General features: G+C 62.1%; 36 protein-coding genes. 21 read left to right on the plus strand and 15 right to left on the minus strand.

All coding sequences use genetic code 11. The annotated features are described in order from the left end of the window. The first annotated feature begins 74 nt into the window (after positions 1 to 74). Positions 75 to 1163, plus strand: a complete 1089-nt coding sequence (locus HWY30_RS26155) for a tyrosine-type recombinase/integrase (RefSeq protein WP_090805725.1) — start codon at positions 75 to 77, stop codon at positions 1161 to 1163. Here the strand turns inward: HWY30_RS26155 and HWY30_RS26160 are convergent. The 13 genes from HWY30_RS26160 to HWY30_RS26220 all read right to left on the minus strand — a co-directional run bounded on the left by HWY30_RS26160 (position 1142) and on the right by HWY30_RS26220 (position 8464). Then, on the minus strand, positions 1142 to 1408 hold the full coding sequence (locus tag HWY30_RS26160) for a pyocin activator PrtN family protein (protein WP_090805726.1): 267 nt from the start codon (positions 1406 to 1408) through the stop codon (positions 1142 to 1144). The two genes, HWY30_RS26155 and HWY30_RS26160, sit on opposite strands and share 22 nt — an antisense overlap. 137 nt (positions 1409 to 1545) lie before the next feature. Further along, entirely contained in the window at positions 1546 to 1737 is a 192-nt protein-coding gene (locus HWY30_RS26165; protein WP_090804383.1) for a hypothetical protein, read from the minus strand. Between the two features lies 1 nt (position 1738). Beyond that, positions 1739 to 1984, minus strand: a complete 246-nt coding sequence (locus HWY30_RS26170; protein WP_090804385.1) for a hypothetical protein — start codon at positions 1982 to 1984, stop codon at positions 1739 to 1741. Between the two features lies 1 nt (position 1985). Further along, positions 1986 to 3773: an AAA family ATPase gene (locus HWY30_RS26175; RefSeq protein ID WP_090804387.1), complete on the minus strand. Its 1788-nt coding sequence runs from the start codon at positions 3771 to 3773 to the stop codon at positions 1986 to 1988. Beyond that, on the minus strand, positions 3770 to 4648 hold the full coding sequence (locus HWY30_RS26180; RefSeq protein ID WP_090805727.1) for a DNA translocase FtsK: 879 nt from the start codon (positions 4646 to 4648) through the stop codon (positions 3770 to 3772). Before HWY30_RS26180 ends, HWY30_RS26175 begins: the two co-directional genes overlap by 4 nt. 64 nt (positions 4649 to 4712) lie before the next feature. After that, positions 4713 to 5936 carry a hypothetical protein gene (locus HWY30_RS26185; RefSeq protein WP_090804389.1) on the minus strand — a complete coding sequence of 408 codons (1224 nt, stop codon included), beginning with the start codon at positions 5934 to 5936 and terminating at the stop codon, positions 4713 to 4715. 9 nt (positions 5937 to 5945) lie between these two features. After that, entirely contained in the window at positions 5946 to 6746 is an 801-nt protein-coding gene (locus tag HWY30_RS26190; RefSeq protein ID WP_090804391.1) for a RecB family exonuclease, read from the minus strand. Beyond that, entirely contained in the window at positions 6746 to 7006 is a 261-nt protein-coding gene (locus tag HWY30_RS26195) for a KTSC domain-containing protein (RefSeq protein ID WP_244145005.1), read from the minus strand. Before HWY30_RS26195 ends, HWY30_RS26190 begins: the two co-directional genes overlap by 1 nt. 75 nt (positions 7007 to 7081) lie before the next feature. Then, on the minus strand, positions 7082 to 7387 hold the full coding sequence (locus tag HWY30_RS26200; protein ID WP_090804395.1) for a hypothetical protein: 306 nt from the start codon (positions 7385 to 7387) through the stop codon (positions 7082 to 7084). A 5-nt stretch (positions 7388 to 7392) separates the two neighbouring features. Continuing rightward, complete coding sequence (locus tag HWY30_RS26205; protein ID WP_143037158.1) at positions 7393 to 7614, minus strand: hypothetical protein; 222 nt, start codon at positions 7612 to 7614, stop codon at positions 7393 to 7395. Then, entirely contained in the window at positions 7611 to 7847 is a 237-nt protein-coding gene (locus tag HWY30_RS26210; protein WP_090804400.1) for a hypothetical protein, read from the minus strand. The genes HWY30_RS26205 and HWY30_RS26210 overlap by 4 nt, the downstream gene beginning before the upstream one ends. Beyond that, entirely contained in the window at positions 7844 to 8014 is a 171-nt protein-coding gene (locus HWY30_RS26215; RefSeq protein ID WP_167368644.1) for a hypothetical protein, read from the minus strand. Before HWY30_RS26215 ends, HWY30_RS26210 begins: the two co-directional genes overlap by 4 nt. Before the next feature lie 126 nt (positions 8015 to 8140). After that, positions 8141 to 8464, minus strand: a complete 324-nt coding sequence (locus tag HWY30_RS26220; RefSeq protein ID WP_090804402.1) for a hypothetical protein — start codon at positions 8462 to 8464, stop codon at positions 8141 to 8143. Positions 8465 to 9120: 656 nt separating this feature from the next. On the opposite strand from HWY30_RS26220, the gene HWY30_RS26225 reads away from it, so the two are divergent. After that, positions 9121 to 10089, plus strand: coding sequence for a LysR family transcriptional regulator (locus HWY30_RS26225; RefSeq protein ID WP_090804404.1), 969 nt, complete (start codon positions 9121 to 9123; stop codon positions 10087 to 10089). A gap of 106 nt (positions 10090 to 10195) precedes the next feature. Here HWY30_RS26225 and HWY30_RS26230 read toward each other — a convergent pair whose 3' ends face one another. After that, complete coding sequence (locus tag HWY30_RS26230; protein ID WP_143037159.1) at positions 10196 to 10735, minus strand: helix-turn-helix domain-containing protein; 540 nt, start codon at positions 10733 to 10735, stop codon at positions 10196 to 10198. On the opposite strand from HWY30_RS26230, the gene HWY30_RS26235 reads away from it, so the two are divergent. Beyond that, positions 10727 to 10993 carry a transcriptional regulator gene (locus HWY30_RS26235; RefSeq protein WP_090804407.1) on the plus strand — a complete coding sequence of 89 codons (267 nt, stop codon included), beginning with the start codon at positions 10727 to 10729 and terminating at the stop codon, positions 10991 to 10993. The two genes, HWY30_RS26230 and HWY30_RS26235, sit on opposite strands and share 9 nt — an antisense overlap. Positions 10994 to 11104: 111 nt before the next feature. On the opposite strand, the gene HWY30_RS26240 is transcribed toward HWY30_RS26235, so the two are convergent. Continuing rightward, a complete protein-coding gene (locus HWY30_RS26240; protein ID WP_090804408.1) occupies positions 11105 to 11371 on the minus strand; it encodes a hypothetical protein in 267 nt (88 codons plus the stop codon). A gap of 165 nt (positions 11372 to 11536) precedes the next feature. Between HWY30_RS26240 and HWY30_RS26245 the strand changes: the two genes are divergently transcribed. From HWY30_RS26245 to HWY30_RS26330, 18 genes are all read left to right on the plus strand, one after another. Then, a complete protein-coding gene (locus tag HWY30_RS26245; protein WP_090804410.1) occupies positions 11537 to 11812 on the plus strand; it encodes a DNA-binding protein in 276 nt (91 codons plus the stop codon). Position 11813: 1 nt separating this feature from the next. After that, the gene (locus HWY30_RS26250; RefSeq protein ID WP_090804411.1) at positions 11814 to 12017 is read left to right on the plus strand and encodes a hypothetical protein; all 204 of its coding nucleotides are present in this window, start codon (positions 11814 to 11816) and stop codon (positions 12015 to 12017) included. Next, positions 12014 to 12772, plus strand: a complete 759-nt coding sequence (locus HWY30_RS26255) for a hypothetical protein (RefSeq protein WP_090804412.1) — start codon at positions 12014 to 12016, stop codon at positions 12770 to 12772. The genes HWY30_RS26250 and HWY30_RS26255 overlap by 4 nt, the downstream gene beginning before the upstream one ends. Next, entirely contained in the window at positions 12769 to 12954 is a 186-nt protein-coding gene (locus HWY30_RS26260; RefSeq protein ID WP_090804413.1) for a hypothetical protein, read from the plus strand. The genes HWY30_RS26255 and HWY30_RS26260 overlap by 4 nt, the downstream gene beginning before the upstream one ends. After that, a complete protein-coding gene (locus HWY30_RS26265) occupies positions 12951 to 13949 on the plus strand; it encodes a phosphoadenosine phosphosulfate reductase domain-containing protein (protein WP_090804415.1) in 999 nt (332 codons plus the stop codon). The genes HWY30_RS26260 and HWY30_RS26265 overlap by 4 nt, the downstream gene beginning before the upstream one ends. Before the next feature lie 84 nt (positions 13950 to 14033). Continuing rightward, entirely contained in the window at positions 14034 to 14312 is a 279-nt protein-coding gene (locus HWY30_RS26270) for a hypothetical protein (RefSeq protein WP_090804416.1), read from the plus strand. 74 nt (positions 14313 to 14386) lie between these two features. After that, a complete protein-coding gene (locus HWY30_RS26275) occupies positions 14387 to 15349 on the plus strand; it encodes a hypothetical protein (RefSeq protein ID WP_090804418.1) in 963 nt (320 codons plus the stop codon). Next, the gene (locus tag HWY30_RS26280) at positions 15346 to 15561 is read left to right on the plus strand and encodes a hypothetical protein (protein WP_090804420.1); all 216 of its coding nucleotides are present in this window, start codon (positions 15346 to 15348) and stop codon (positions 15559 to 15561) included. The genes HWY30_RS26275 and HWY30_RS26280 overlap by 4 nt, the downstream gene beginning before the upstream one ends. Positions 15562 to 15563: 2 nt before the next feature. Further along, positions 15564 to 15839 carry a hypothetical protein gene (locus HWY30_RS26285; RefSeq protein ID WP_090804422.1) on the plus strand — a complete coding sequence of 92 codons (276 nt, stop codon included), beginning with the start codon at positions 15564 to 15566 and terminating at the stop codon, positions 15837 to 15839. An 89-nt stretch (positions 15840 to 15928) separates the two neighbouring features. Further along, on the plus strand, positions 15929 to 16918 hold the full coding sequence (locus tag HWY30_RS26290) for a hypothetical protein (RefSeq protein ID WP_167368590.1): 990 nt from the start codon (positions 15929 to 15931) through the stop codon (positions 16916 to 16918). Continuing rightward, complete coding sequence (locus HWY30_RS26295; RefSeq protein ID WP_090804426.1) at positions 16911 to 17138, plus strand: DUF551 domain-containing protein; 228 nt, start codon at positions 16911 to 16913, stop codon at positions 17136 to 17138. The genes HWY30_RS26290 and HWY30_RS26295 overlap by 8 nt, the downstream gene beginning before the upstream one ends. Before the next feature lie 23 nt (positions 17139 to 17161). Next, positions 17162 to 17722 carry a RusA family crossover junction endodeoxyribonuclease gene (locus HWY30_RS26300; RefSeq protein ID WP_090805729.1) on the plus strand — a complete coding sequence of 187 codons (561 nt, stop codon included), beginning with the start codon at positions 17162 to 17164 and terminating at the stop codon, positions 17720 to 17722. 25 nt (positions 17723 to 17747) lie between these two features. Further along, positions 17748 to 18371 (plus strand): DNA-binding protein, encoded by a 624-nt coding sequence (locus HWY30_RS26305; RefSeq protein WP_090804428.1) that lies wholly within the window; start codon positions 17748 to 17750, stop codon positions 18369 to 18371. A gap of 95 nt (positions 18372 to 18466) precedes the next feature. Beyond that, positions 18467 to 19816 carry a site-specific DNA-methyltransferase gene (locus HWY30_RS26310; protein ID WP_244145007.1) on the plus strand — a complete coding sequence of 450 codons (1350 nt, stop codon included), beginning with the start codon at positions 18467 to 18469 and terminating at the stop codon, positions 19814 to 19816. A 4-nt stretch (positions 19817 to 19820) separates the two neighbouring features. After that, positions 19821 to 20216, plus strand: a complete 396-nt coding sequence (locus HWY30_RS26315; RefSeq protein WP_090804430.1) for a hypothetical protein — start codon at positions 19821 to 19823, stop codon at positions 20214 to 20216. Then, a complete protein-coding gene (gene terL, locus HWY30_RS26320; RefSeq protein WP_090804432.1) occupies positions 20167 to 21747 on the plus strand; it encodes a phage terminase large subunit in 1581 nt (526 codons plus the stop codon). The genes HWY30_RS26315 and terL overlap by 50 nt, the downstream gene beginning before the upstream one ends. After that, positions 21747 to 23375, plus strand: coding sequence for a phage portal protein (locus HWY30_RS26325; RefSeq protein ID WP_090804434.1), 1629 nt, complete (start codon positions 21747 to 21749; stop codon positions 23373 to 23375). Before terL ends, HWY30_RS26325 begins: the two co-directional genes overlap by 1 nt. Then, positions 23372 to 24217 (plus strand): phage head morphogenesis protein, encoded by an 846-nt coding sequence (locus HWY30_RS26330; protein ID WP_208524324.1) that lies wholly within the window; start codon positions 23372 to 23374, stop codon positions 24215 to 24217. Before HWY30_RS26325 ends, HWY30_RS26330 begins: the two co-directional genes overlap by 4 nt. Positions 24218 to 24276 lie beyond the last annotated feature (59 nt).

The following is a 24276-nucleotide window of genomic DNA, read 5'->3' on the forward strand; positions in this document are numbered from 1 at the left end:
GTCGTTTTCCGGTCGTTTCACGGCCAAGTGCTACGATGTAGGACCGAGTTTTGGTCTGTAGCACCGGGGAGACGATGGGAACAATATCGGCGCGGGAGCGCAAGGACAAGAGTATAGGCTACACCGCGCAGATCCGCCTGAAGGAGGGCGGAAAGGTCGTCTACACGGAATCGAAGACGTTCGACCGGCGCCAGGCGGCGCAGTCATGGCTCGACAAGCGGGAGCGGGAGCTGGCCCAGCCCGGCGCGCTAGAGTCCGCCGCGAAGGAAGATCCCACGCTCGCCGACGTGATCGATCGCTATATCAGGGAGTCCCGCCGCGCGATTGGGCGAACGAAAGAGCAGGTGCTACGCGCGATTCAGGTAGCACCGATAGGTGGGATGACCTGCAGCCGGGTCGGCAGCCAAGCATTTGTGCAGTTCGCCCAAAGCCTTAAGGTCAAACCCCAGACTGTCGAGAATTACATGTCGCACCTTGCCGCGGTGGTGCATGTTGCGCGGCCAGCGTGGGGCTATCCGCTGGACGAAAAGCAGCTTGTTGACGCTCGCACGGTGCTGAAGAAGCTCGGCGCGACCGGCAAGTCCCGGCAGCGCGACCGCAGGCCGACTCTAGACGAACTCGACCGGATCATGACTCACTTCGGCGAGGTCCGCGCGCGTCGCCCGGCGAGTGCCCCGATGCAAGCGCTGACCGCGTTCGCGATCTTCTCGACCCGTCGCCTTGAGGAAATGCTGCGCATCGCGCATGAAGACCTCGACGAGGCCCATAGCCGAGTGCTCGTGCGAGACCTAAAGCATCCGGGCCAGAAGATCGGCAACGACGTATGGTGCGATCTGCCGCCCGAGGCAATGCGCATCATCAAGGCGCAACCGACGAAAAAGGGGCGGATTTTTCCATACACCAACGATGCAGTCGGCGCAGCGTTCACGCGCGCGTGTCAGTTTCTGGCGATCGAGGATTTGCACCTGCACGACATGCGCCATGAAGGCACCAGCAGGCTATTCGAGATGGGGTTGACCATTCCGCACGTGGCGGCGGTGACAGGGCACCGAAGCTGGTCGAGCCTGAAGCGCTATACGCACCTCAGGCACACGGGGGATCGGTTTTCGGGATGGAAGTGGCTCGGCGTCGTCGCGCCACCTCAGGCGACTCCGGAAAGCTGATTGCACTCTTTGACGGCCGCTTTGCGGCGCTTGTCGATGTAATCAGCCAGATCTGTCAAGTGAACGCCCTTCGCGCCTTTCTGCGACGACTCCATGCGCACGAGCGGCAGCGCGATCTCGCCAGCGGAAATCTTGCGCAGCAGTGTCGGCACCGTGAGCGGCGCGAAGTAGTCGCGGCACACGGTTTCGATCGGGATTACCGCGGCCGCGTTGTATTGGGCCATCAGAAGGAAGACGGTATTCATTTCAGGCTCCATGCTGGTCGCGTTGTTTCGATCGCTCGTGCTGCCGCTTCGGTCGTAGTCAGGCCGTCGAAAAGGTCGCCTTGTGCGCGCGGCTTTCGAGGCTCAATGTCTCTGCGGCATACCGGCGCGCCGCGGGCTTAGGCGAAGTGCTTCGCGTGAAGCTCGTCCAGTCGTTCGACCTGTTTGTCGGTCAGGCTCGTGACACGGCCGGCGCTTCGGATCGCATCGAGCTGGCGCACGAATCCCTGTTCCCATTCGGTCAGGTCTTTGGTTCCGAGCAGACCGGAGAGCTTCTTGATCATGTCGGTGGTGGAGTAGTGGCGTGGCATGTCAGGCTCCCTTTGCTTTGTCGATTGCGATCTCGGCGCGCCGGCGGGCGTAGCCCATCGGCAGCCCCATCGCATCCCACACCTCGACGAGATGCTCGAGCGCGTCGAGCAGGTCCGGCGCGGTTGCAAAAAGCGGCGCGAGTTCGATGTACTTGCCGTACAACTCCGCGACCGGTTCGTTGGCCGTGTCGTCGCTCTGTGCCCGAACCCATCCATGCGGCCCCACGTGAAGCTGCTTGATCAGCATGTCAGGCTCCCTTCGGCTGGCGCGCCGCGATGGCGCCGTCTCCGGGCTTGTCGGCTGGATGACTGAGAAGCGCGCGCGCCGTGGAGCCTTCTATCCAGAACGTCTCAATGGTCTCGGGTAGTCCCTTCGGCGGTTCTTTCAGGCTCATGAAAATGAGCGCCGTGTCGATCTGGTTCGCGTAAGCGAGATCGTCGAGCCAGTAAAACAGGCGATCGCGCTCGGGCCCGATCAATACGTCTGCGCGATCCAGCACCAGCAGACGCAGGCCGCTGATCAGACTGATGGCACACGCGAGGTGTGCGTCAGCCCGCCATCTTTCCGATTCGGAAAGGAGCTGATACGGGCGCCCGTCGGCCAGAATTTCCATTTCAGGCGTGACCGTCACGTCTGCCCACTCGGACATCTCCGCGAGCGCGGTCAACTGCTCGTTGAGCGGCTGCAACGCCTCGCGCATCAGGTCTGCTGGAATGCCATCTGGCGCGAGCGCGTCGGCGATCGCTTCCCACGCCTGTACATCGGCGTGCTGCGAGGCCGCGTCGCGCTCTTTTTCCCCGGCTGCTGCTGCGGCGCGCTGCTGGTCGCGGTGCTTCTCGACCTCGGCGGTGATAGTTCGGCGCCGCGCCTGCAAGTCCGCGAGTTCCTGTCGAAGGCCGTCAACGTCGATGACGGGAGCGTCGGTGTCTTCCTCTCCCTCGATGGCTCGCAACTGCTTCGCTGCAGTGTCGGCCGCCTCCAGCTCGCGGCGGCGATTGGCTGCGGCGTTCTGCAGCATGGTCAGACTCGCTTCGTATTCGGGAAGCTTGGCGATCGCCTCATCGTCGCGCACCGCGGCAACGCTGGCGCTCAGCACGCCGTTCAGGTAGCGGAGAAGGGCTCCGCACTCGGGGCATGCGCATTCGATACCCGCCGGCGTGCCGCCCGCGCGCTCGCGAAGGCTGTCGACCTGCGGTTTGAACTCCGCCACCTCGTTATCTGCCCGTTGCACAAGATCGGTCAGGCGGGCGAACTGGGAGGCAGTGGTGCGCAGGGTAGCGATCTGCTCGGCCCGCCCGCGCGCTGTGCTTTGGGCGACCTCGGCCGCGCCGATCTCCTGCTGCACGTCGCCGATCTCGCCGTCGAGCGATTCGAGATCCGCCTCGAGCTTGAGCAACGCGGCTTCGTCGAACGTGACCGCGGCGGGCGCCCAGCCGTCAGCCTTTGAACTGCCGTAGGTCTCACCGGTCACGACGCGCCACGCGGTTTTTCCGGCTCGCGCCTTGTCGCCTGCTTCCTTGTGGGCGGCGTCGATGCCGGCGCGCACCATCGGAATCACTGACTCGATCCGCTTTTTGTCTGCGTCGGACATAGGCGTCTTGTCGAACAACCGCGCGACGAGGCGGCGCCGGATGTCATCGGAGCCGACTTTCACGCCCATCAGTTCGTACAGAAAAGAACGGCGTGCCTTGTCGTCGAACTGGGCGAAGCACTGGGCGTCGAGCACCATTGGAAGCCGCGGATCGTCGGTGAGACCGCGCGCGAGCTTGCCGGCGGGCAGGCTGATGCTGTTCGCGGCATCGCCTGATGTGACGATGATATGGCCGTACTTCGCGTCGTCGTGCAGCAGCTGGCCGTACGCCTTCTTCAACGACACGCGCACGGTGTCGCCGGTCAGGGCCATCCGGACAGCCTCCTGAATGCTGCTCTTGCCGGCGCCGTTTGCGCCGGCGAACAGTCCGACGGGCTTGGTCAGGTGGACGTCGGCCTCGGCGATGCCGAGAACGTCTCGCACGAGGAGATGGGTCAGCTTCATGCTGCATCTCCGCCAATGTCGTCGCCGCCGTTCACATCAATCACCGTTCGGCGACCGGTCTCGTCGGGCCCGCTGATCACGCCGTGATTTTCAAGCTGCTCGATGATGCCGGCGGCGCGGTTGTATCCGATTCTCAGATGGCGCTGAACGAAGCTGATCGTCGCGCGCTTGTGCTCGCGCACAAGGGCCGCCGCCTGCTCGAACAGTTCGTCGACGGGGTCATGACTCTCGGCAGCGTCGGCCTGTTCCTCGTGCCACGACTTCCAACCCTTTATCCACGCGATGCATAGATCTCCGCGCATGACCGGGCACTCGCTTTCGGGCAGTCCGTCGGCGGCAGCTTTGCGCCCCGCTTCGTGCTGCCCGTCGATCTCGGATTGCAGCGGGTCGTCGCCGAGCGCCGCGACCGGGCGGAATTCGGCGTCGACAACGTCGTCATCGTCGGACGGCCCATTCATTCCATCGCCATCCTCGGCGGTGTACTCGCCGCCAAGGTCGAGGCCGCGCTGATCGTTTTCGCCGCGCACCTCATCCATGCCGCCCGTATGCTCGCCGGCGTCGGACACGACGATCAGCACCTGCTTTCCCTGTGCGTCGTAGAGCTCGTGCAGCGAGGGCGCTGCTCGGCCCACCTTGATGACGGCCTCTGCGCCGTCCTTGATGGTGATCTGCTCGAGGTCGCCGGCAACCACCATGCGCCCGTCGCTGGCAATCAGGTGCACGGCCATCTTGACCGCGTTTTCGACGCGCTTGCGCAGCCGGTCGATGATGTCGTTCTGCTTGGTCTCGGACAGCTTGACCCACACGTCGGGAAGCATTTTCAGTTCGAGGACGGTGGCCGACAGCAGGTCCTTGCCGACAGTGGCCGCGGTCATGCCGAGGACCGCCTTGTGTTCTTCCGAATTGCTCACGGATGCTCCTTTTTATTCGAATGAATGGTTATTCGGCGCTGATGGGTCCGCGCGGCCGGCGTTGCGGCGGCGTGGTCGCCTGTCGCTGGCGGGATTGAGATTGCGACTCCTGTGCGCCACTCAGTTCGCGCACGCGCCTCGATGCCAGCGCGTTGAGTTCCGCTTTAGCCGCCTCGTCCGAGACGCCGCTGATCGCGCTGCGCGCGAGGTCGATTTCCTCGGGCGAGTTCGCGGTTTCGAGGTCCTCGCGGATGCCCTGAATCAGTCCCGATTCGTCGAACGCGAAGTCGTCTTGCTGGCTGTCCGACTTTTGCTGCGCAGATACCTGCGCGGTAGATGCGACGGTCTGCTCCTGCTTCGCTTCGTTGGCCGGGGCGGGTTCGCGTCGCTGAGCCGCTGGCGAGGTCGGTTGTGCTGAGGTCTGGGTGGCCGGAACGACTTCAGCAGCAGGCGCAGGACCGGCGCGAAGATCGTCGACGGTCGTGCGGTTGACTGTGTACGAGCCATCCGCGTGCACGTCGACGATGTCGGTGACTTCCTCTGCCGTCTGGAGACCCATCAGCAATTCGGGCGCATAAAGCTTGCCGAAGAAGGCGGCGGAGCGATATCGAAGCATCACTTCAGGCATCGTCATCCACTTGCTGCCATTCTTCGTCAGCCAGCCTTCGTCAATCGCCATCTGAATACTGATGGTCGGTGATTCGAGGCGCTCACCGGTCTGCTTTTCGATCGCCCACGCGACGCATGTCTGGTGCCGAACGGTTACCTTCCTGGGTACGCTCACCTTTTTGGCACGGCCATTCGGCTGGTCTTGCCACTCGGTCGCGTTGTAGGTCACTTCCTCGGGATCGGTTGCAGGGCTCAAGTCAAAGCGAAGCGGCGAGTACTTCCCGCACGAGTTGATCGCCGCGATGATGAATTGCGATGACCAGGAGGGGCGGCCTTCGACGATGTACAAATTCTGCATCACCATCAGCGGATCGGCGCCCATGCGTTGCGCCATGTTCAGCGCGACGACACAGTTGGAAAGCCCGTTGGGATTGTCTTCATAGCCGGTGACCTTGCCGTACTCCTTGACTTCGGTCTGTGCACGATACGCAACCGGTACCAACGTCGAGTTGGTCAGCAATTTTGCGGCGCGCTGCATCAGTTCGAACGATTGCAGCGTGCCGAACCCCATTTCAACGGCGGGCAAATTGGCTTCGCGTGGCGCGGGGTTGCGCAGATTTTCTACAGTTGTCGGGGTCGACATAGGGTCCTCTTAAGCGTGAAACATGCAGGTCTTCCAGCGCGCGCAGTACTTGGGCGAGCAGAGGACCGATTGGGGATTGGGAGGAAACAGGCCGCTGCGGAACATCGCGGCGGCGAACTGGATCAGGCCGCGGTGGTCTTCGGTGCCCACCATGACGCGTCGCGCGTCGAACAGCGGGCTGACCATTGGCGCTGTCTTGCCGGCGGTCGGCAGGGCGATGATCTGGCCGCCCACCGTCGGCTCCTTCGTGGTGTGCTCGTACAAAAGCTGGTACGTGCCGAGCTGCGCCGACTTGCCCTTCAGGTTCACCTGGCCGTTCTGAATGATGGCGCGCCCAGTCTTCAGGTCAGGAATGGCAATTCCGTCCTCCCGGCGCGCGACGCGTGCGCGGTCCATCGAACCGGTCAGGCGCACGATAGTGCCGCCGCCGCAGTCGATCTCGAACGGCGAGAGCTTCATTTCGACCGCCGTGTACTCGAACTGAGGGGCGATCTCCAGGCAATACCGCGTATGCAGCGACAGGCCGATCCGCTCGGCTTCGCGCAACGTCAGATCGTCGTCGCTGTAGTCGACGTCTTGCGTCGGGTTATGCAGGGTGTCGATGAACACGCCGGCGGTATCGTCAGGCGACAGCGGGTTGCCGTCGAGGTGCGCCTGATCGTTCGCTGCGGTGCTGGCGTGCACCGCCGTGCCGAGCGTGGCGCGCAGGCCCGACGCCTTGCGCATCCCGAGAAGGTGTTCGCCTTCAAATTTCATTGCGCAGTCGAACAGGGTTCCCCATGCGGATGCGCGGATCGTTATCGTGCCCATTAGGAGGCCCGCCCGGTGTAAGGCTTCTTCTCGACGCAGACGCACGGAAAGCGGTGCGGAAACGGCCTGATGTGGTGGTGAAAATGCGTGCCGATCGACTTGGCCTGCCGGAGCGCCTCGAAATTCGAAGGTGTGAAGTTCGAGTAGTAGTAGAGCGAGGTGGGCGCCCCGGTCTTACCGTCTTTGAACCGAACCGCCAGGGTACCGGTCGACGGATCGTAGCCAATACTGTGGATCTGTGAGGACTCCACAGCATCCATTGCGATCTTTGGAGTGGGTGTGTTCATATCGGACGTTAGGGTGAAAGGTTGACCAGTGCTTGCTATTGGGCTTCACTACGCGACGCATCTGAGATAGGGCCACGAAAGAAACTCGACCTCGGATGCGTATCGTCCGGCCAGTTCCCTCAATTCGTCGTAGCCGTCATCGCCGTATCTCAGTGCAGCCAGTGCGGCCGAGCGGACGCCAGCGAAGTAGCCGACCCGGAATGACATGTCGCGTCGGCTCATCCACCAGTTCAGACGGATATCGTTCGCCGCAACGCGCACCAGTTGCATCGCCTCCGTGAGCGCAAGGGCACCGCATTCGGCGACGGTCAGGCTATCGAGCGGCGCGTGCAGAATTTCGAAGTGACAGCGCATGGTGGTCAGTCCGTATAGGCGATGTACTTGAACCTGCCGCCGCCGAACTGCTCGAAGCGGCCGCCGAAGGTTCCGCGCACGGCGTTCTCGACGTCTTCGCGCGTCGCGCTGGGAGGGTAGACCCCTTCCTTGATCATCGTCGCGCTCGAGTGCCCCTTGCTGTGCCAGTCGATCTTTGTGGTGTCCAACTCGCGTGGATCGTGCATCACGTGGATGGGTGAAGTCATGTTGTACCTCGTGCGTTGGTGGTATTGGTGAATTGCGGTGCCACATCGGTGTTGATGTAGACCAAAACGAGAGCGGCGCAGACGAGCAGCAAGACCATCGCGAGCCACGTCCAGACTGGATGGCTGCGTTCGAGCATGTCGAGGCGGCGCACGGCGCTGTCGCTGCGGACGAAGGCCCACAAGCCGCCGCAGGCGAGTGCGATCAATGCCCAGATGCCGAGGGTGGAACTCATGCGCTACCACCGGCGCGCAGCGCGACGACGAGCCAGAGGAAAGTACCGGCCGCGACGCCATAGGCCAGCATGGTCGCGAGCGCACGAAGGCGACGGCGCGTGCGCGGGCACGAGGCGAGCAGTGCGTTATCGCTTGGCGCACGGCCGAGCAAGAGGCGAGCGTTCATGCGGCACCTCGCGCAATGAGGGCGCGCGCGATTTCGCGCATCAGGTGTTCGGTCAGTGCGCCGTGGAGTCCTTTTCTCCGTGGCAACGCCCGTAGGTCGAGGAGGTCTTTCGCGAGGACTGACATTTCAGCACCCCGCAATGATGAATGTGCGGTGGTGCTGCGCGGCCTCGGTAGGTTCCGGCCCCGCAGTCGTCGTTGCTGCGTCGCGAGCGCATAACGTTCGGGCCTCGACCGCCTGAGTAAAGGCATGCAGCAGCACGAGTCCCGCGTCGAACGGTTCACCGTCGATCAATGCGACTAAGCAGCGCTGTTGCGTCGCCTCGGGTTGTGCCTGGAGCGCCGCTGCGATGTCGGCGACGGTGATCGAATGGACGACTGCCAGATGTTCGTCGACGATTTTTTTCGCGGGGTGCGATGCCAGCGGCGCAGAGGGTGGAAGGCGGTGCATCGTTCATCCATCGGTGGTTGGCGATGGATGAAATGTAGGCCATGCCTAATGACATGTCAAGGCATTGCCTAATATTACTTGGATGTTGCCTTCGGAACTAGCCGCCGTTTGAATTGCGCCTTGCTTCACGAACGATGATGAGGATTGCCTTCGCAAAATTCTCAGCGGCTTCCAGCGGATCTTTTTCCCAAGGGCCGTGCAAGACGAGTTCCACTTTTCCCGGCGCCATTTCCGTAAGTGTCGCGCGCGGGAGCGTGGACACATGCGGCGAGCATCCGGGGAAATAATATAAGTCGCCCACCGCGACCTCTACGCCCTATGCCCGCAGAGCAGTACGGCCGCAGCCGGGCTGAGCACGCCTTTATCCGCGTCGCATACTGTCGCGAGTGCCCAGCCTTTTGATACATCCAGCATATCGACAACCCTCTTGCTCAGGCCTTTAAGTCTTCCGCTCAACAGGAACGCGTTGTTGAGTAGTCCATACCGTAGCGGTTCGCGGGTTTCCGCGAAAGGGCCAGGATTTCCGGACGTGGCCGGAAATCCCGGACACCTCCGCAAACCTAAGCGGGACGGGCTTCAGCAGGCGATCGACAAGCGAAAAGACACAACCCCAAAATTCAGGCACAAAGATTGTTGTCAGGAATTAAGGGTTAACCATGAATAACGATCTGTATGACGTCCGCCTGCAGTGGTTTCGCGCACTGGTCGCTGTCGCGGAGGCCGGCAGCATTCGCGCCGCAGCAGAAAAGCTCGGCATCGCCAAGTCGACGGTCTCCGAAAATGTCCGCCATTTGGAGGCATGCTTTCATATGCAACTGATACAACGGATCGGGAACGGGATCGTGCTGACCGCCCGTGGCCAGACTCTGCTGAAGCACGCCCGCGCGATCTTGGGGCAGGGGGCGCTTGCGCTCGAGGATCTTCAAACGATGTATGAGCAACCGCGTGGGAGACTTTCGTTTGCTCTGCCGGCGTGGATGGCGACGGCCTTTCTGGCGGGCACGCTCACGCGACTTCGAGAGCGGCTCCCCGGTACCCAGTTGGAAATCGCGGAAGGGTATCTTGCGCTCGGGGTTCCCCGCCTGCGCAACGGCAGTGTCGCCGTTCTCGTTTGCCGCGTGCCTCCAGAGGGAGTCGGAACGGAGTTCGACTTCCGGCCTCTCTTTACCACCAGATCTGGCGTCGTGGCGAGACAGAATCATCCTTGCGCCGACAGGCGGTCACTCGCGGAATTGCGGAATCAGGAGTGGCTGCTGACCCGAGCGCCGGGGCGCGAGAGCTATTCCGCCAATATCTTCGTGCGGCACGGTTTGCCAGAGCCCGAGGCAATACATTACGTTCACTCCCTCCCCATTGCGGTGGCGTTGCTGCAGCAGACTGACATGCTCAGCTTATTCTCGTGGCCGGTGATCGAACTGTGCGCAAGGCGCGACGACCTGTGCGTCATCCCGGTGAGCGACGAAATGGACAAGCAGACGTTTGGCATTGTCACGCTCGCCGGACGTCCACTGGAGCCTGCCGCGTCCTGCTTTATCGAATGCCTGATCGACACGATTCGTGACAGCAAAGAAAACGGGGCGCGCGAAACCAGGCGGATGCTCCGACAGGTCGATCTGCTTATCTAGGACTGCGGCGCAAAGGACACACTGGTTTTGCCCGGTAGCGAGCAGTCCGGATGTGAAAAAGCCCCGCGGAGGCGGGGCTAGTAGTATTGCTGCGGAGCGGCATGAATCAGGATTTTTTCCGTCGCCCCACCTGTCCTGAATCTGTTTCTCCAGGCTGTTCCTTGTCGTCGATCACGTATCGGCGACCAGTCGATTGCTGAGTGGTCGCCGACCGGGACTCGCCGACAAGTAACTCGAGTGCTCGTGCGATTCGATCGATTTCCGCATCGGATTTGCCATCTAACACCTTTGCCAAGCGCACGAGACTAGGCGGCAGGCCGCTGTTTTGCGCAATGTGCCGCTCTTGGTCACCGGTGATCCACCACTCCACCGATTCGCCGAATACCTCAACCAACTTGGGAAGGTGCTTTTTAGCAATGCGCCCGAAGTTAATCCAGTCATAGACGGATGGCGGCTTAACACCGAACACAGTCGCCACGTCCGCTTCCTTCATGCCGCGTGCCTTCATTTTTTTGCGGAGGCGATCGCCAATGTGCTCGTCTTTTTTGGGGGCGTCGTTCATAACGGCATTAGGCAACGCCGAATCAAATTCGGCAATGCCTTGACTGTTGTGTAGGCTTTGCCTAATATGGGTGGCATGGAACATTTCATCCCCATCAAAGAAGCTTGCGACGCGGCACGCGGGTTAACGGCCTTTGCGCGAATGATTGGTGTCAAACCGCCTACGGCGCATGAGTGGTTGACGCGGCGACGTCCCGTTCCTCCCCGGCGCTGCGCTCGCATTGAGACGCTTTTTGGCATCTCCCGCCAGCGATTGCGTCCCGACGACTGGCAGGAAATCTGGCCCGAACTAATCGGCAAGCCTGGCTCGCCGCCCGTTCCAGCTGAGCGGGAGGTGGCGTGAGAAAGCAACTCGCGTTCAAACCAGTTCGTGGCCGGCGGTCGCAGCGCGTCTCGGTAATACGTGGACTCGTCTCTGTCCGCACCGCGTGCGTCAAACCGGCGACTCTCTCGGCTATGCACTTCTGGCTTGAGAACCGTCGTCGCCTCGGATCGTATCCCGCGTCAGCTGTAGCGCTGCAATCTGCCGCTCAGCATAAGGGTCCGGTTGCCCCAAAAGGAACGCCGACGTCTGCTCGCACTGCGATTCGAATTTCGTGGCGATGGCTTGGCGCCTTGCTTCTGGCAATTCGCTCAGCAACGAGTTGGAAAAGGCGACGAGCGCGGTGACGTGTCCTTCTAGTTCCGCGATCAGCAATTTCAGTTTTTCGATTTCTTTCACAGGGGCTTCCTTTCATGAAAAGAGTTGACGTCGATGGCCTGGTAGCCGGCGTGAATTCTGACATGGCTGGAAGCTCCTTCTTTCAATATGCGGTTGACGTTGACCGCATCGTATCGGTGCCGAGCAGCAAGGGCACTCAACAGTTTTTGCTAGGGGTTGCCAGTCATGGCCAAACCGAATATCGAAAAGGCGCTCCGGGATGTCTTGACTGGCCCGGAGCGCAAGCGTGCGGCCGAGGTGATTGGCTGGGATGCGTCAGAGGTGAGCCGTTTCCTGAGCGGTCAGCGCGGGGTCTTGATCGGCGAGATCGAGAAGGCGATCGATGTCGCTGAATATGCGCTCGTCAGCCGGCCCTATCTCGATGCGATTGCCACGCTCTGCAAAGTCGGTGCGGCATGCGAATGCGCGCGCCAGGGCGTCGGTGAGTGCGGGCTGCGCTGACATGCGCGAACTGTTCGAGCAGGCAGCTTTTCGGGCTGGATTGAATGCGGCGCGCCGCGGCGTCCCTTTCCATGAAAACCCGCTGAAGCCGGGGCCGTTGTCGCGCTTCGCAAGGCAATGGGAGCAGGGATGGTCGGTGGTCGTGGAATCGATGTGCGATCAGGAACAACTGCGGCATCCGGGCTTTGTGCTGGAGGTCGCGTGACCCCCTACCACGGCACTCCCATCACACCGAACACGGCCGCGGTGCGCGCTATCAGCGGCGGCCACGCCTTCGTGTCGTTTGCGTATCCGGAGCAACTGGGCCTTGTGCTCGAAGTGTGTCAGTCCTTCGCTGGCGACAACGGTGCCTATCCAGCATGGCGCAGCGGCCGGCCAATTACCGACTGGAACCGGTATTACGCGTGGGTCGCCGAACTCCATCGTTACCCAACGTGCGACTTCTTCGTGATTCCCGACGTGATCGATGGTGACGAAGCTGAGAACGATGCGTTGCTTGACGAATGGCCGTGGCGACACCGCGCGCCGTGGATTGGGGCGCCTGTATGGCATTTGCACGAAAGCCTCGAGCGGCTGGAACGCCTCGCGTCGACCTGGCCACGAGTCTGCCTCGGCAGTTCAGGCCAATTTGCGACGATCGGCACCGACGCGTGGTACACGCGCATGTCCGAGGCAATGAACGTCGTGTGTGATCGCGACGGCCGGCCTATCTGCAAGTTGCATGGGCTGCGCATGCTCAACCCCGATGTGTTCACACGCTTTCCGTTCGCAAGCGCTGATGCGACAACCATCGGGCGCAACATCGGGCTCGACAGCAAATGGAAGGGGACCATCCGTCCGCCGACGAAGGAATCGCGCGCGCAGGTGATGCGCGATCGCATCGAGATTTACCAGTCGCCAACGTTTTGGGAGCGCTCAACGGCGCCGATTCAGCAGGCATTTGCATTGGAGGTCGCGTGAACGATCGCGACTGGCACATCCGCATGGCGCGCACGTATCTCGCGGAAGCGGCGCGAGCACGGCACTACGGGCACTGGAGCTGGCACACGACGCTGCTGTTGTGTGCCGCGGGCAGACGCCGGCAGGCCGCGGCGATACCGACCACGCCGGCGCAACGTGAGTTGTTCGGGGATGTCCGATGATCGCGCGCCCGACACTCCACGTCGTCTCGATGTCCGGCGGCAAGGACAGCACGGCTACCGCGCTCGTCGCAATCGAACTGCACGGCCGGGAGAACTGCCGATTCGTGTTCGCCGACACCGGCAACGAGCACGAATCGACATACGCCTACGCGCTGGACTATCTGCCGCGCGCACTCGGTATAACGGTCGACGTGGTGCGAGCCGACTTTGCCGACGAGTTCGCAACGAAGCGCGCGAACCTCGCACGGATCGCCGCGGGTGAGCCGGAGTCGGCGGTCTACGGGCGCCGGAAGTTTCAGTATCACTGGACGCGGGAGCTCGCCGCACGCGCGCTGGAAGTACTGCATCCGACCGGTATTCCGTTTCTCGATCTGTGCATGGTCCGTGGTGGCTTTCCCTCGCGCAAGCGCCAGTTCTGTACCGAATATCTGAAAACCGAACCACTGACCGAGTACGCGCTCGCGCGCATCGACGAAGGGCATGCGGTTTGGTCGTGGCAGGGCGTGCGGATAGATGAAAGCGAGTCCCGAAGATCCAGGCTGCAGGGTACCGGTGCTTGTGTCCGAGCATTCGAAGTAGTCGGAGGCGGTCTCTCCATCTATCGACCGATTCTGCGTTGGAACGTGGACAACGTCTTCGAAGCTCACGCGCTGGCCGGTATCGAACCGAATCCGCTGTACTTGCAGGGCATGACACGCGTCGGCTGCATGCCCTGCATCAACTGCTCGAAAGCTGAATTGGCCGCGATTGCGCGTCGATTCCCTCATCACGTCGCACGTGTAGCCGAATGGGAGCGAATCGTCTCGCTCGTCTGCCGTCGTGATTCCCCAGTGTCGTTTTTCCACCGAGGCACGCAGGGCCACGCCGGCCAAGCGACAACGATTCTGGATGTCGTGGAGTGGGCCAAGACGACCCGGGGCGGCCGCCAATACGACTTACTCGCGGACGCGGCACCGGCGACGGCATGCGCGTCTGCATATGGGCTGTGCGAATGACAGAACTACCAGACCCGCTGACGCCCCCCGATTGCGACCTGCGCTCCGGTATGGCTTACTATGCCGTTTCCAGTCGGGTAGCCGGTGGCCACCGGCGCGCGGCATGTGCCTGCCGTGCCGCGCACGCTCGACCCCTTTCTTCGGCAGGCGAAAAGGCATGGCATGAAACTGAAAGCGACTTACGAGACAGAGGTCTATACCAGTCAAGGCGGCTATTTGGCAATTCGCCAAACCAACAGTTGCATGGGCGAAGAACAGACCATTCTGCTGTCGCCGGAGCAGGCGAAGTTGGTTGTGCAGGGAATCAATCAACATCTGAAGGACGAGTCTTGGTGGTGGGGTGTGACCTCCGCCGAAGAGTAAACGCCTGTCGACGCGAGGCTGTTGGTCGGGCGCTGCGTAACGGACGCTCGGCTCGGTTCGGATGGGGGCGCTAAATGGCCCGCATCCGCACAATCAAACCGGACTTCTGGACTGACGACAAGCTCGTCGAACTAGATTTCGCGACGCGCCTGTTCTTCATCGGCACCTGGAACCACGCCGACGACAACGGCAATCTGCGCAGGTCTGCCAAGAGCCTGAAGATGAAGGTCTTCCCGGCCGATGCGATCGACTGCGAGCCACTCATTCAATCACTGATTGCTCACGGAATGCTCATGGAGTACTCCGTGAGCGGCGCGGACTATTTGCACATCCGTTGTTTCGCCAAACATCAGGTCATCAACCGCAAGTCAAAGTCCGCAATTCCGCTTCCGCCTTGGCTTTCAGAGCAGCCCGATCCTCGACCGCCCGAGGGCACAGGGGGGGATGGCTCACATCGAGAGCACGCGGACTCACGGAATAAGCCGCCAGAACATCACGACAATTCACGCAATGCTCACGGAGGACTCAGTGAGGACTCCTTGACGGAAAAGGAAGAGGAAAGGGAAGGGAGTAAACCTAAAGGTTCTAACGACGACGGTGGAGACTTGATACGTGGTAGCGCTGTGGATAACTCGACCGCGTCGTCGTCGTTGAGTGCGAAAGAGATCGCCGAATTGCTGAGGCTGTGGGAGTGCGAGCGCGGCAAGAACCCGCGATTCGCGCCGGACGCACAGCAGATCGTCGAGTGGGCAATGCGCAGCATCACCGCCGAGCAGCTGCGCACCGCTTACGACGATGCAGTCGCGCAACGTGACCACGACCGCGACATGACAGCGGTGAACGCTGGTTTCCTCGACCCGTTTGTCGCGAAGGCGCTCGCGCCACCGAAGCCGAAACCGTTGCGATCGATGACCGACGTCGAGCTCGAGGCGGAGGGGCGAAGGCTCGGCGTGAGCACGCACGGCCTCAAGCTCGACCAGTGCATCGCGAAGCTCGAGCAGGTGCGTACACAGCAACGGGGAGGGCATGCGGCATGAAAACCCAAGAGCAAAAATTCTGGATCGTGTGGTGCCCGACTGGCGAGAAGCCACCGAGCTTCCGGCACTTGAGCGCTGGCAGCGCCGTCGCGGAAGCCGAGCGGCTCGCGATCTCAAATCCGGGGCGCGAGTTTTTCGTGCTCGGGGCTGAAATGTCGTACTGCGCTGTCGCGATGCAGCGTGTCGAGTACTTCGACGGGATTCCGTTCTGAGCATGACGGCCGATCCGAAAGCGTGGGCGCGCAAGCTCGTCGCCGAGTACGAGGCAGGGCGACCGCCGAAGCCGACGAACGTCTACCGCGTCGCGTATGCAGCTTTGGGCCTGACGTTTCCCGAGGGCGCGGCGCCGACAGGTGAGGCGAATGTTCAGAAATGTTCAGGTGGGTCGCAAACGGTGGCGGTGGCGGCGCGGCCGGTGCCGGTGCCGAAGCGTGCGCCGATTGAGGGCGCTTGGTGGGACAGCGAGCCGCCCGTGACGGATAGCAATTGATATCGGTTTTTAACGAAAGGACCTCTATGACCTCCAGTACACGACCCGCTGATGCGATGCGCAAAGCGCTTCAAGCATGCGTAGATGTCATGCTGCACAACGGCGTGCCGACCGACAAAGAGCATCCGGCCCGAATCGCACTCGACAATGCTCAAGCCGCTCTCGCATCCACTGCCGCCCCTCTCCCTCGCTCTGCCGCGACTGTGAGCGACGAGCGGGAGGCGTTCGAGCGCGCGATGGAAAGCATATCGGGTCAGTATTTTCACGGCGGCGAACTCATTCCCCACCGGAACAACCCTGATGAGTATCAGAATGGCAGCACACAACTGGCGTGGAAGATCTGGCAAGCCCGCGCCGCATCCACGCAAGCCACGGCGACGCTGACGGATGAGCGGCGGCAGACCGTTCGCGACGCCGTTGCCGCGGCGCTCGGTGACGCTTACGACTGTCTGCGCGTCTGGGAGGCATGGGGCATTGGCACGATGAGCCAAGACGACTTCCAGCTTGTCACTGACGACGAATCGCGCATTGCCGAAATCGCAGACGCAGCGATTGACGCCCTTCTCGCCGAGCAATCCGCCACTCCCCAAGCTACGTCAAAGGCCCGAGGCGACCACGCGATTTGGCTACTAGAAGCGCTGATCGACATCTACGACGATGCACAAAACAACGCACCGGAAGATCGATGCTATGCCGAAGGCGCATGGACGGCGACGCTGACCGACATTCGTCAATTCATTGCCAACGCTCCTCGCGCCAGCGAGCAAGCAGGTCCGATCGAATCGTGGACCGACGTCGAGGCTGATCTGTCGAACGACGAGCGCGAAGCCGTAGGGGGGATGACGAATGCCCTGCATGTCATGCGCCGTATTCGCCGCTGTGATAACGAAACGGCTGCACAAGTCGTGTTGGAGCACTTCGGCAACGAGCAGCGTCGTGCAGCGCTTGAAGAAGCGGCGAGATTGGCGGAGCAATGGGGCGATGCGCGGCTTCCCGATCATGGCGGAAATGCATTGCGCAATTGCGCCGTCGCTATCCGCGCCCTGTCTCAACAGAAAGCAGGAGAGCAGGATGACTGAATGGCAACCAATCCGATCCGCGCCGGAGAATGTCGAAATCCTGACGAAGATAGACGACTCGGCAGGCGCTCGCAACGAGCAGACTCTGAGGCGCCGCGGAAATCTCTGGTTCCTGCCGGACGACTCGATGTACGTCTACTACACGCCGACGCACTGGCAGCCGCTGCCACAAGCGCCGGCCGCCCTGTCTCAACAGCCAGCGCCGCGAGGTGAGCGGTGACCACGACGCGCCGCTCGAGCGCCATGCGCATTCGCAAAGAGATCTCGAACGCGGCGCGCGTGCTGGCGTCATCCAAGCCCGCACCGCTCGAGCAGGCGATCAGCGCGCGCATCGGCGCGCAGTCGTCGCTCATTTCAGCGTCGCCGGTCCGCCAGCGTGTCGAGTTCACGGTGCCGGGCGCTCCGGTAGCGAAGGGTCGCCCGCGCTTCGCGCGTCAGGGCGCGCACGTTCGGACGTTCACCCCGGAGAAGACCGAACGCTATGAAAATCTTGTGAAGCTGGCGGCGCGACAGGGTATGGGCACCCGTGAGCCATTCGCGGGCCCGGTACGTCTCGTCGTGCACATCGCGCTGCCGATTCCGGCGAGCTGGTCGCAGAAGCGGCAACGCGATGCAGCGGACGGGCTGATCGGCGCCACGAAGAAGCCTGACGCGGACAACGTGATCAAGGGCGTGAAAGACGGAATGAACGGCGTCGTGTACGCCGACGACTCACAGATCGTTGACCTGTGGGTATCGAAGCGGTACGGCCGCACGCCCTGCGTGCGCATTGAGGCAGTGGAACTGAACCAGCAACGGGCATAGGTGAGGATCTTCGGGAGTGCAGATGATGGACGAGATTCAGTTCAAGAGCGCGTTCGACGCGGTGCGATTCGCGCTTTGCTATTCGACGCAGCAATATGGCGAAACGATGATGGCCAAGCGACTGAAGGGCGAGTCGGTCGAGAAGGGCATGGGGCTCGTCGGGCTGGACGGTGCGGGCCAGTCCGGTCAGATCCGCCGAGAAATGTGGGAGCTGCCTGATCTGCATCTCGCGGTGCTGATCGCCCGAACAGCACCGCACGACACCCCGTGCAGCTGCGGCCGGCCATGCTGCAGCAAGCGCCGTCCGAACGAGGAGTGGCGCGCGGCAATCACCTGGCTTACCGAGGCGTCCACCGCGTTCGTGTCGGGCTTCTCGCATTACCGCGTGCGCCGTACGATCATCGAGAACATCTTCACCGCGAAAAAGCAGCGGAAGAGCCTGAACGACATCGCTGACGAGTGCGGTGCTCACCGGAACACGGTCAGTGCCCAGAATTCAGCAGTACGCAGGTGGATCGAGGGCAGCAGGAGAGCCGGCCGGAAAGGCAACGAGAAAAGCGAGGAAAAAGGCGTCGAAGAGGTCGCGTGGGCTGCAATGGAGCGGCGTTTTGGCGAACTTCGATTGCTGGAGACTGCCGTGACGGCTTGACGCGGTGCATTTCGTGCACAATAATCCACTGTATTCGATACACGTCATACGTGCGACCAAAGCCCGCTGAGCCGAAAAGCCAGCGGGCTTTTTCGTTGGCGTTGCTGGTTTCGCAGTTTGCTGTTGTGGCCGTTTTTTTCGACTATGAAAAGGGTCCAGCCGTGCAACTTTCCAGCCGTTCGATCGACAGCCTCATCCCGTACGCGCGCAACGCGCGCACCCACTCGGAAAGCCAGATAGCGCAGATCGCCGCCAGCATCGAGGAGTTCGGCATGGTCGGCGCGATCGTCGTGCGCGACGGTGTGATCGCCAAGGGCCACGGGACGCTCGCCGCGATCCGCAAGCTGTACGGCGCCGGCAAGCGCCTGTATCCGCCGCCCGGCCGCTCACGCGGCGCCGATCCATTTCCCGACGGCGAGGCGCCCGTGCTCGATGCGTCCGGGTGGACGGAGGCGCAGTTCCGCGCGTTCGTCATCGCCGACAACCAGCTCGCGTTGCTCGCCGGGTGGGACGACGAGCTGCTGCGTCTCGAAGTGACCGAGTTGCGCGATGACGGCTTCGACGTGGACCTGCTCGGGTTCGAGGCAGTGGACCTGGCTCGTTTGCTCGAGCATGCGGGCGGTGGGCTGACGGATGAGGACGATGCTCCGGCACCGCCGGAAGTCCCGGTGTCGGCCGTCGGCGATGTTTGGCAGTGCGGCAGTCACCGCGTGATGTGTGGCGATAGCCTGCGCGGCGATAGCGTCGCGACGGTGATGGACGGCTACCTTGCCGACCTGATCGTCACCGACCCGCCGTACAACGTCGCGTACGTCGGAAAAACCGACAAGCACATGACGATCCGGAACGACGCCATGCAGGCCGACGAGTTTGCTCGGTTCCTGCTGGCCGCCCATCAGGCGATGTTCGTGGCGGCGAAGGGCGGCGCCGGGATCTATGTGTTTCACGCGGACACCGAGGGTCTGACATTCCGCCGCGCGCTGGTCGACGGCGGCTTCAGGCTGGCGCAGTGCTGTGTGTGGGTTAAGCAATCGCTCGTCCTCGGACGCCAGGACTATCACTGGCAGCACGAACCTGTGCTGTACGGCTGGAAGCCAACCGGGACGCACCGCTGGTATGCAGATCGCAGCCAGTCGACAGTCTGGTCGTTCGACCGTCCCGCACGCAACGATCTGCATCCGACAATGAAGCCGGTGGCCGTCGTCGAATACCCGATCCAGAACAGCAGTCGCGACGGCGATCTTGTGCTCGACACGTTCGGCGGTTCTGGAACGACGCTCATCGCGTGCGAGAAATGCGGCAGGCACGCCCGGTTGCTCGAGCTGGATCCGATCTACTGCGACGTCATCGTCGAGCGGTGGCAGGCGTTCACCGGGCTGCGGGCAACCCACGCGGCGACCGGTACAACATTTGAGGAGGTCGCTGCGACTCGGCGGCCCGGATAGAGCAATGGCACGACCGAGTTTCAACGCGACCAACGACCAGCGAAAGCTCGTCGAGCAGCTCGCCGCGTTCGGCATTCCGCAGGAAGACATGGTGATGCTCGTCCTCGACTCGAACGAGAAGCCGATCTCGGTACCGACGCTGCGGAAGCACTTCCGCAAGGAATTGACCGAGGGGCTGGTAAAGGCCAACACGGCGGTCGCGCAAGCCCTGTTCAAGAAGGCGAAGGCCGGCAACGTGGCGAGCATCATCTTTTGGCTGAAGACCCGCGGTGGTTGGAAAGAAACGCCTCAGGCGCTGGAGGTGACTGGCGCCGCTGGCGGCCCAATTGAAAACAGGACGGCGCTCGTGAATGAAGAAGCAGTCAGGGCAGTTGTCCGCAAAGTCGAATCCGAGTACTGAAGCGGAGATCGAACGCCTCGTCATCAAGGAGAAGTGCGAAACCGACCACCTGTTCTTCAGCCGGTACTTCTTTAAGCACCGGCAGGGCATCAAGTTTCGTGTCAACTGGCACCACGTCCTGATCTCCGACACGGTCGAGCGCGTGATCCGCGGCGAGCTGAAGAACGTCGTGATCAACGTGCCGCCCGGTTCCTCGAAGACCGAGCTGGTCGCGATCAACCTCATTGCACGCGGCCTGGCCAAGAACCCACGCGCGCGGTTCCTGCACATCTCGTATTCGGATGATCTCGCGCTGCTCAACAGCGAGACGGCGAAAGAGATCGTCGGCTCCGATGAATACCAGGCGCTGTGGCCGCTCACGATCGCTGACGACGCGAAGTCGAAGAAGCGCTGGAACGTCATCGCCGACGGCAAGAAGGCCGGCGGCGTGTACGCGGTTTCGCTCGGCGGCCAGATCACCGGCTTTCGTGCCGGCCACATGGCCGAGGGCTGGCAGGGCGCGATCATCATCGACGACCCGCTGAAGGTCGAGGACGCCTACAGCAAGCCGGCCCGCAACAAGGCCAACCGCAGGCTGATCTCGACGGTCAAGAGCCGGAAAGCGAATCCGGACACGCCGATCATCGTCATCATGCAGCGGCTGGCCGAGGAAGACCCGACGGGCTTCATCAGATCCGGAAAGGTGCCGGGCGACTGGGAGTTCATAGAGATCCCGGCGCTGATCGACGACGCGTATGTCGAGACGTTGCCCGAACACATTCAGGAGCTTGTCGACAGCGACGAGCGCGACGAGCACGGCCGCTTTTCGTACTGGCCTTACAAGGAACCGCTCGACGATCTGCTCGCGCTCGAAAAAGCCGATGCCTACGTGATGTCGGGCCAGTATCAGCAGCGGCCCACGCCGCTCGGCGGCGGCATCATCAAGGGCGCGAAATTCCAGCGCTATGAAGTGCTGCCGCGCCTGCGCTACCGGAAGATCTACGCTGATACGGCGCAGAAGACAGAGGAGCGCCACGATTACAGCGTGTTCGAGTGCTGGGGCTACGGCTACGACAACCGTGCTTACCTGATCGACATGATTCGCGGGAAGTGGGAAGCCCATGAACTGAAGAAGCGTGCGAAGGACTTCTGGAACAAGCACAAGGCGATCGGCGCAGGCGACCCCGACGCGCCGGTCCTGCGCGAGATGGTTGTCGAGGACAAGGCGAGTGGCACGGGCCTCATTCAGGAAGTCAAGTCAGAGGGCGGTGTCCCCATCGTCGGCGTGAGCCGCGAAAAGAACAAGCTGATGCGCGTAATGGACGTCGTGAGCCATATCGACTCGGGCAACGTCGTCGTGCCGCTCAACGCGCCGTGGGTCAGCGATTTTGTTGGCGAGTGCGAAGCGTTCACGCCCGACGACACGCATGAGCACGACGACCAGATCGACCCGATGGTGGACGCGATCATGGACATGCTCGTGGGCGCGGGCCCGATGGAAATCAGCGCTGACGTGGTGAGACAGTTTGCGCGTGCGGGAAGAACCCATTGATGAAACGGAAAGCAGTCAACACCCCGGCGATCGAACCGCGCCGGGCGCCGGCACGCGTGCGTGCGATATCGGTGCCGATGCAGATTACGCCCGACGCCGTCGCCCTGATGCGTGCGTATCCTGGCTCGCGCAAGCGCCGGACGCTCGACGTCGAGTTGTTCAAACCGTATGAGCCGGTCGCGGGCGTTCTGCCGCGAAAGACGACCGGCGCGAAGATCGCGATGGACGCGGGATTCGACGCCCAGGCCGCGATGAACCTCGGCGCGCTGGAGAACATTGACGCGGCCCTCAGCGAGGGCTATGCGTTTCCCGGTTTCTCGGTGCTGGCGAACTGGACGCAGATTCCCGAGTTCCGGCGCCCCGCCGAAGTCTATGCGCGCGAGATGACGCGCAAGTGGCTTACCATCAAGGCCAAGGGCGACGAGAACAAGTCGGAAAAGATCAAGGAGATCGACGCGGAGTTCACGCGACTCGGTATGCAGGCGGTATTGCGTGAAGCGATCCAGCAGGACGGATTCTTCGGCCGGTCGCAGATATTCATTGATCTTGGCGATGGGAATGATTCACGCGGGAACGGGGAACTGCGCACGGAGCTGGCCGAATCAAACGCGAAGATCGGCCGCGGTGCCATCAAGCGTCTCACGGTCGTCGAACCGATCTGGAGCTACCCGAACCGCTACAACGCGGACGATCCGCTCGACCCGAATTTCTACCGGCCGACGAGCTGGTTTGTCATGGGGCGCGAGATCCACTCGAGCCGCCTCATGACGGTTGTGTCGCGACCGGTACCGGACATTCTCAAACCGGCCTATGCGTTCGCAGGCCTTTCGCTGTTGCAGATGATGAAGCCGTACGTCGAAAACTGGCTTCGCACACGCCAGTCGGTATCGGACCTGATCCACTCGTTCACTGTCTGGACCTTGGAAACCGATATGGGCGCGGTCCTGCAAGGCGGCGGGATCGACAATCTGTTGCGACGCCTGCAAATCTTTAACATTGGTCGCGACAATCACGGTATCAATGCGATCAGCAGCAAGGACGGCGAAAAGTTTTCAAACGTTGCAGCGCCATTGGGCGGCCTCGATAAGTTGCAGGCGCAGGCGCAAGAACAGCAGTGCGCGCCGTCGGGTCTGCCGCTCGTATATCTCACGGGCATTACGCCGGCTGGCCTGAATGCGTCGAGCCAGGATGAAATCGAGGTGTTTCAGGACACTGCCGCGGCGAATCAGGAAATCTATTCGCCGGTCATCGAAAAGGTGCTGCGGCTCGTGCAATTGTCGTTGTTTGGTGAGATCGACCCCAACATCTACTTCGAGTGGAACCAATTGAAGGTCGTCACGGCCGAGCAGCAGGCAGCCATTCGGAAGACCAACGCCGAAACCGACGTAATCCTCGTCGGTGGTCAGATCATCGAGCCGGGGGAATCTCGCAAGCGCATCGCGACCGAAGAAGGTTCGCCTTATGCGGGCCTCGACCTCGATACCGAATTGCCAGAGCCGCCCGTGGTATCCGGCGGGCCGCTTGGCAAGGCGTTGAGGGAAAGCGGCACGGTACGGCCGGAGGATGAGGGCGAGGAGCTCGATGAGGAACACGACGACAACCATCGGAATAGTGCGGTGACAACGTGAGCGGCCTGGTTTCACCCACGGGGCGCCCGATGGAGTTGCGCACGATCCGGCCGAACGCCGGCGTGAGCGCGCAGTATCAGAAGCAGCTCGATAAGTGGGTGGCGGCGATGCACCGCTCGCTGATCTACTGGATCGCAGCGCAGTACCGTGCGAATCCACCTCCGACGCTCGCGCACGACGCGGCGACAGGCGCGTACCGCGATGGCAGTTCCGCGACGGCGATGCGCCGGATGCTCGACCGGCTGGCGGGGCAGTGGGCCAGCGAATTCGAGACCGCGGCGGCGCGCCTCGCGCGCTACTTCGTTGACCGCGCCGCCAGCACCACCGACATGCAGATGCGTGACGCGCTAAAGGGGGCGGGCTTTTCGGTGCAGTTCAAGGCGACGGCCGGCGTGAATAACGCCATGCAAACCGCGATCGGCGAGAACGTAGGGCTGATTCGCAGTATCGCCGAGCAACACCTGTCGAACGTGCAGGGCATCGTCATGCGCGGGATGCAGCAGGGCCGTGACCTCTCGTACATCACCGACGAATTGACCGAGCGCTACGGCGTCACGCGGCGACGTGCGGCGTTTATCGCACGCGACCAGGCCAATAAGGCAACAGGCGCGATCAAGAACGCTCGCGCGCTCGAACTCGGCATCACGCAGGAGCGGTGGCGGCACTCGGGCGCGGGCAAACACCCGCGTCAATCGCACGTCGAGGCGTCGCGAGACGACGGCGGGAAGGGGCGGCTCTTTGACGTTGCGAAGGGTTGCCTCATTGACGGCAAGTACATCTGGCCCGGCAGCGAGCCGGGCTGCCGCTGCACGGGAAAGCTCGTTATTCCCGGTTTCAACTGATCCACCGCCCGCCATGCGCGGGCTTTTTTGTCTCCCATGCCAAAACTCGCAAATGATCC

This window comes from Paraburkholderia tuberum STM678 (assembly GCF_902833905.1).
GTDB lineage: Bacteria > Pseudomonadota > Gammaproteobacteria > Burkholderiales > Burkholderiaceae > Paraburkholderia > Paraburkholderia tuberum.